Below are 6,578 nucleotides of genomic sequence, written 5' to 3' on the forward strand. Positions count from 1 at the left end.
GTTTTAACTAATGGATGGATCCAGTTTGTCTTTGATTGATATCGGTGACCTGCATTTAAAAGAAAGTGATGGAACGCGTCAGCAAGCGTTATTTTTTGCGATCCGCGAGAAGATTGTTCAAGGGTTGTGGGCGAAGAATGGAAAATTACCCTCTACACGAAAGCTGTCACAAGAGCTTAACCTCAGTCGGAATACCGTGATTTCAGCCTACGAACAGCTTGTGGCGGAAGGGTACTTGAACAGTCAGAAAGGTTCGGGTTTTTATGTTGCCGTCGAACTGCCGGAGCAGTATCTACCTGAACCTAGTTCAATCAAGACGGACTCTTCACCGAAAACCAACTTTGATATCAACCGCGCATTTGCACCGGGTGTGCCTGATTTGGAAGCGTTTCCGATGGCGCAATGGCAAAAGTTACTTGCTCGCCACCTCTCCCGTTCCTGCTTGTTGGGGAATCAAGATATTCAGGGCAGTTGGACATTACGCTGTGCTTTAGCTGACTACCTTGCCTCAAGCCGCTCAGTGAATTGCTCCCCAGAGCGGATCATTATTACTTCTGGGGCGCAGCAAGCGTTGTCGATTGCGACGATGGTTGTTCTCAAGCAAGGTGATAAGGTTCTGATGGAGCAACCGGGTTACGCGCAAATGCGGAAGTTGATTCAATTCCAGCAGTATCAATTTGAGCCTTTGTTCGTGCGAGAGAAACTAGGCTTTGATGTGGAAGCGGTGACCACAAGCGATGCCGATGCGCTGTATATCACCCCAAGCAATCAATATCCGATGGGCACCACACTCAATACCGAGCAAAGAGGGAAGATCATCAATTGGGCAGTTGAACAGTCACGTTGGATCATCGAAGACGATTATGACAGCGAATTCCAGTTTGCTCATCGCCCCTATACAAGCTTACAAGGGCTAGCGGCTCAAATGGGCCGAGATGATCGCGTGTTGTATGTGAGTTCTTTCAGTAAAGTGATGTTTAACGGCTTGCGGCTTGGCTACCTTGTGGTCCCTGAACGTTTGGTAGAGCAATGTTTAGTGGTTAAAGATACGTTAAGTGGTGATTCACCTACGCACACGCAAGAAGCGTTGGCAGATTTTATTACTGAAGGTGGGTTATTACGTCATATCCGCAAAATGCGCCGACTGTACAAAACTAAGCATGAGCAGATGTGTTTGGCGGTTGAAAAGCACTTTGGCAATAGAGTTGCGGTGATCAGTCAGGCTGCTGGTCTCCATATTACTTTAAAGTGGCAGCAGGGTATTGATGAACACGAATGGACGCAGCGCGCTCAGTCAAAAGGTATTGTGCTGCGTCCGATGAGTTTTTATGAGCATTCAGATTTTAGAACGCGAGATTGGCAAGGTACAGTCTTAGGCTACGGCAATGTCGCGCTGAGTGAGATTGATGCTCTGGTTGAACAGCTTTCTGAGTTGTTTTAGTTGCTGAAGTATCACTTTAACTAACGTTGAATCGATGCTTCACAGGTGCTTGAGATAACAAAAACAAGATGTTCGATCTTCTGCTCTATTTCGTCTGAGGATGGAAGTGGTTTCATGTTGAATACGAATGGCCACAAAAACAGACCATTGAACAGGCTAGAATATGTATTAGAAAGCAAAGCACTATCAATGTGTTGTATTGCATTGGCCTGTTGTGCTTCCTCAAACCATTTCGCTAGGACGTGAGAACGATACAGCTTTGTTATGATTTGTTGAGCCATTTCTGGTTGGCGCAAAAACTCAGCCATCACCACGCGAGTAAAGGGAATTCCATAAGTTTTGTAAAGAATTTCCACTTCATTCCGAGTTATGGCTGTCAGTTGTTCAGCTAGGCTCTTATGTGCATCAAACGGATAATGATTTTTTTCATCGACGCTTGATTTGATGATGGCAAGTATCGACTCAAACAATACTTCCTTACTCTTAAAGTGACGATAAAGAGTTCGCTTTGATACCCCTGCAGACGCGCATACTCTATCCATATTCGCCTTGGTAAACCCATGTTCAATAAACTCTTCTTTAGCCGCAATAATAATGGCTAAACGCTTTTCTTCTATGAGTGCCATGGTCTCTCTCCTTTGTGCGTTCCAGCCAATCTAACAAATTGATACAAACAGGTAAACTTTTGAGTTTACCCTGTATTGAATTGGCCTTAAAATAAACTCCGAAGTTTACCTTTTTACAAAGTTGTCACATAACTGTTGGCCGGTAGGCTTATCGGTCACGCTCTTGGAGTGAAGTATCTATGGTCGTAGCAAAAGTTGGCCAAAAAGTTCTTAAATTGAGTGTAACCTCGGCATTGTTGATGTCCGTTATTAACCTTAGCGGCTGTGGTAGTGAGGCGAATCCTTCAGTGGTTGTCCCTACTGCTAAGCCTGCACTTACCGAGATAGTTAGTACCCAGTCAGCAACGGAGCTCAGCTTTAATGGCATCGTGCGTGCTGCAGATAGTGCAGATCTCGCTTTCCGAGTAAGTGGAAAACTGACCAATATTTTCGTTAAGGAAGGAGATGAAGTAAGCAAGGGGCAACTGCTTGCTTCCTTAGATGATCGAGATGCAAAAAACGCATTGGTGTCAGCGCAACTAGAGTTTGAGAATGTGTCTCGTGAGTACAAGCGAGCTCAAGCTGTATTTAAGAAAAGCCAAGCAATTTCAAAGGCTGACCTAGATACCATCACGACACGCTATAACCTTGCTCGTACACGCGTGGAAGATGCGAAACGTCACCTAGAATACACCCAGATCTTTGCTCCTTTTGATGGTGTGGTTGGACGCAAGTTGGTTGATAACTACATTCAAGTCCAAGCAAATGCACCAATCCTGATTGTTCACAATATTAATGATCTTGAGGTGGTCATCCACATTCCACATAAAGTGATGCTCTCTGGCAAAGAGGAGACCAAAGCGATAGCGGAAATCTCAGCCATTCCAGGTCAATCTTTTCCATTAAAGCTGCGCACAGTGGCGACCGTTGCAGACCCTGTGTCTCAGACGTATCCGGTTGTGCTGGGCTTCGAGCACTTGAACGGTTTCCATGTATTACCGGGCATGGCGGTGAAAGTGTTGCCAGTTTCTTCTTCTGGTAAAGCACAGAATCAACAGATTACTTTACCGTTGACGTCTATTGTCCCTGATAACCAAGGCAAGCAATTTGTCTGGGTGGTTGGTAATGACAACAAAGCACAGAAGCGTTATGTGGCAATTGGCGCGCTCAGCAAAGATCGCATTATTGTCACGGAACACCTTTCGTTGGGTGAGAAGGTGATCATTGCTGGGGTATCAAGTGTGAGAGAGGGCATGGAAGTTCGCCCTTACACGGATGATCGCGCTGGAGCACAATGATGGACATTGCACGTTATACCATAGCCAAGCGAACCAGTGTTTGGGTGCTGATTGCTCTGATACTGTTAGGCGGTTACATCAGCTACCTCAAACTAGGCCGTTTTGAGGACCCTGAATTTGTTATTCGTCAGGCGGTGATTGCAACCCCATACTCTGGTGCGACCGCACAGGAAGTCTCTGATGAAGTGACCGATGTTATCGAGGGTGCTGTTCAGGCTTTGCAAGAAGTCAAAGAAGTGAAATCCGTCTCGATGCAAGGAATGTCAGAGGTCACGGTCGAGATCAAGTTGGAGTTTGCAGGCAGCGCCGCAGAGCTGCAGCAAGTATGGGATAAACTTCGCCGCAAAGTGACAGACGCACAGCGCCAGCTTCCTCCGGGAGCTGGGCCATCAATTGTGAATGATGACTTTGCGGATGTGTATGCCTTGTTCTTTGCCGTTACTGGTGAAGGATTCAGCGATAAGCAATTGCAAGATTATGTCGATAGTTTACGCCGTGAAATCGTACTTGTTCCGGGTGTAGCGAAAACAGCGACGCTGGCACAACAGCAAGAAACCATCTTCGTGGAAATCTCTAGTGAGCGCTTAGCCGAGTTTGGTGTATCAGTTGAGAAAGTGTTTCAAGTTCTGCAAAAGCAAAACTTAGTCACAGTTGCTGGCAGCATCGAAACCAATGCGATGCGCATTCCTGTGATCCCAAGTTCCAATATTGACTCTGTTGCCGACCTGAAAAACCTACAAGTAGGGCTGGGTAACAACAATACTGTGCTTCGTTTAGGCGACATTGCAGACATCACTCGCGGTTACCAAACACCAGCAACCATGTTGATGCGTTTTAACGGTGAACGCGCTGTGGGCTTTGGTATCTCCAACGTATCCGGCGGTAACGTGGTGGATATGGGAGACGCAGTTAAAGCACGTTTGGCCGAGTTGGAAAGTCAGCGTCCATTGGGGATGGAGCTGAATGTGATTTCGATGCAGTCAGATTCTGTGCGCGCATCGGTAGCGAACTTTATCGACAACTTAATCGCTGCGGTTGGCATTGTATTCGTCGTGCTTCTGCTGTTTATGGGCGTACGCTCGGGCGTTATTATCGGCTTTGTTCTTCTACTAACGGTCGCAGGTACGCTATGCATCATGCTTATTGAAGATATTGCAATGCAGCGTATTTCTCTTGGGGCGTTGATCATTGCCCTAGGGATGCTGGTGGATAATGCGATTGTAGTGACCGACGGTATCTTGGTTCGTTTTCAACAAGATCCAGACGCTGATCGCAATGCTGTGGTGTCTGAAGTTGTCAATGCAACCAAGTGGCCGTTGTTAGGAGGAACCGTCGTTGGTATTTGTGCATTCAGTGCGATTGGTTTATCGCCTTCAGACATGGGGGAATACGCCGGTTCTCTGTTTTGGGTGATCCTATACTCAATGCTCCTTAGTTGGGTATTCGCAGTCACAGTAACACCAATGCTGTGTCACGATTTCCTCAAAGTAAAAGCGGCAAATGCAGATAAGAAGCCTAGTCGCGTCGTGGCAAGCTACAAGTCACTGCTCGCATGGGTATTGAAATACCGCATCATCAGTTGTGCACTGTTGCTGGGAATGATGACAGCAGCAATTTGGGGCGTGAAGTTTGTACCTCCGGGCTTTATGCCGGAATCTCAACGACCGCAGTTTGTTGTGGACGTTTACTTGCCGCAAGGCTCAGATATCAAACGTACTGAAGCTGTGGTTGCTAGTATTGAGCAAGATGTGAAAGCCAAAGAGGGAATTACGAACATCACCAGTTTTATTGGTGGTGGCGGCTTACGTTTCATGCTGACCTACGCGCCAGAAGCTCGTAACCCAAGTTACGGTCAACTGCTGATTGATATCGACGATTACACAAAGATCGCTCCATTACTGGGAGATCTACAAAGTGAGTTGGAAGCCAAATACCCAGATGCGTCCATCAAAGTGTGGAAGTTCATGCTTGGTCGCGGAGGCGGTAAGAAGATAGAAGCTGGTTTCAAAGGGCCTGATAGTGCGGTGTTGCGTCAACTGGCAGAGCAAGCGAAAGCCATTATGCTGGCGGACAGCAACTTGATAGCGGTTCAGGATGATTGGCGTCAACAAGTTCCTGTACTTCGCCCGGCATATTCTGCCGAAGAAGCGCAAAGATACGGGCTGACAACGATGGAAATTAATCAGGCCATCGCGCAAACCTTAACGGGCCGAAACGTGGGCGTGTATCGAGAGGGAGATGATTTGATCCCAATCGTTGTCCGTGCGCCAGAAAGTGAGCGAAACCACCAACGTGCGATTGAAAATACGGAAGTTTTCAGCCCAACGGTCGGTGCTTATATTCCGGTAAGTCAATTAGTGAACTCTGTGGATGTGGTATACCAAGATGCCATTTTGCGTCGAATTGACCGCATGCCGACGATTCTGGTGCAAGCGGATCCAGCTCCGGGTGTATTAACAGCAGATGCATTCAAGCAAGTACGTTCTCAAATTGAAGCCATTGAGTTGCCAGCAGGGTACGAATTGAAATGGTATGGGGAATATAAAGCGTCTAAAGATGCCAATGAAGGGCTTGTAATCTCAGCACCATACGGGTTTGCTGCGATGATTCTTTCGGTGATTTTTATGTTTAACGCGCTGCGTCAGCCACTGGTTATTTGGCTAACGGCACCGCTAGCGGTTGTCGGTGTCACCGTGGGGCTTATCATCTTCCAAACACCGTTCGAGTTTATGGCCATTCTCGGCTTCTTAAGCTTGATTGGTATGATGGTGAAAAACGCGATTGTATTGGTTGACCAAGCGGATGTTGAAATTCGTGAAGGTAAAACACCATATACCGCGATCATTGATGCAGCACTAAGCCGTGCCCGTCCGGTTCTACTGGGCGCATTCACGACTATTTTGGGTGTAGCCCCGTTGTTGATTGACCCATTTTTTAAGAGTATGGCGGTGACCATTATGTTTGGTCTACTGTTTGCCACGATTCTTACTTTGGTCGTCATTCCACTGTTTTACGCCATTTTCTTCCGCGTAAAAATAGAGGCGGCATAAACTACAGTGAAAACTCAAAAAGGAGCCATTTGGCTCTAATGCCGATCAGTTAAGACTTTAATCGGCAGATCAGTTGAATGATCCTACCTGTATGTAAAAATCCGATAGACCCTGTTTATCGGATTTTTTATGCACGTTTCTCAAGCCCTCGACATCATCAACAGTTATAAACCCAATCAAGTTG

General features: G+C 46.7%; 4 protein-coding genes. 3 read left to right on the forward strand and 1 reads right to left on the reverse strand.

The genetic code is table 11. From position 1 onward, the window contains the following. The first annotated feature begins 10 nt into the window (after window positions 1–10). A complete protein-coding gene (gene pdxR / locus QTO06_RS22440) occupies window positions 11–1,441 on the forward strand; it encodes a MocR-like pyridoxine biosynthesis transcription factor PdxR (protein ID WP_331409874.1) in 1,431 nt (476 codons plus the stop codon). Between the two features lie 20 nt (window positions 1,442–1,461). On the opposite strand, the gene QTO06_RS22445 is transcribed toward pdxR, so the two are convergent. Beyond that, entirely contained in the window at window positions 1,462–2,067 is a 606-nt protein-coding gene (locus QTO06_RS22445) for a TetR/AcrR family transcriptional regulator (RefSeq protein ID WP_020194114.1), read from the reverse strand. A 179-nt stretch (window positions 2,068–2,246) separates the two neighbouring features. Here QTO06_RS22445 and QTO06_RS22450 point away from each other — a divergent pair, with 179 nt between their 5' ends. Both QTO06_RS22450 and QTO06_RS22455 read left to right on the forward strand, forming a co-directional pair. After that, complete coding sequence (locus QTO06_RS22450) at window positions 2,247–3,344, forward strand: efflux RND transporter periplasmic adaptor subunit (protein ID WP_331409875.1); 1,098 nt, start codon at window positions 2,247–2,249, stop codon at window positions 3,342–3,344. Next, on the forward strand, window positions 3,344–6,394 hold the full coding sequence (locus QTO06_RS22455; RefSeq protein ID WP_331409876.1) for an efflux RND transporter permease subunit: 3,051 nt from the start codon (window positions 3,344–3,346) through the stop codon (window positions 6,392–6,394). The genes QTO06_RS22450 and QTO06_RS22455 overlap by 1 nt, the downstream gene beginning before the upstream one ends. Window positions 6,395–6,578 lie beyond the last annotated feature (184 nt).

The organism is Vibrio sp. M260121 (assembly GCF_036533715.1).
In the GTDB taxonomy this organism is placed as follows: domain Bacteria; phylum Pseudomonadota; class Gammaproteobacteria; order Enterobacterales; family Vibrionaceae; genus Vibrio.

Excerpts from the sequence above, each read along its gene's own strand:
- QTO06_RS22455 (WP_331409876.1), top strand. The coding sequence starts at position 3,344 with ATGGACATTGCACGTTATACCATAGCCAAGCGAACCAGTGTTTGGGTG.
- QTO06_RS22450 (WP_331409875.1), top strand. The coding sequence starts at position 2,247 with ATGGTCGTAGCAAAAGTTGGCCAAAAAGTTCTTAAATTGAGTGTAACC.
- pdxR (WP_331409874.1), top strand. The coding sequence starts at position 11 with ATGGATGGATCCAGTTTGTCTTTGATTGATATCGGTGACCTGCATTTA.
- QTO06_RS22445 (WP_020194114.1), bottom strand. The coding sequence starts at position 2,067 with ATGGCACTCATAGAAGAAAAGCGTTTAGCCATTATTATTGCGGCTAAA.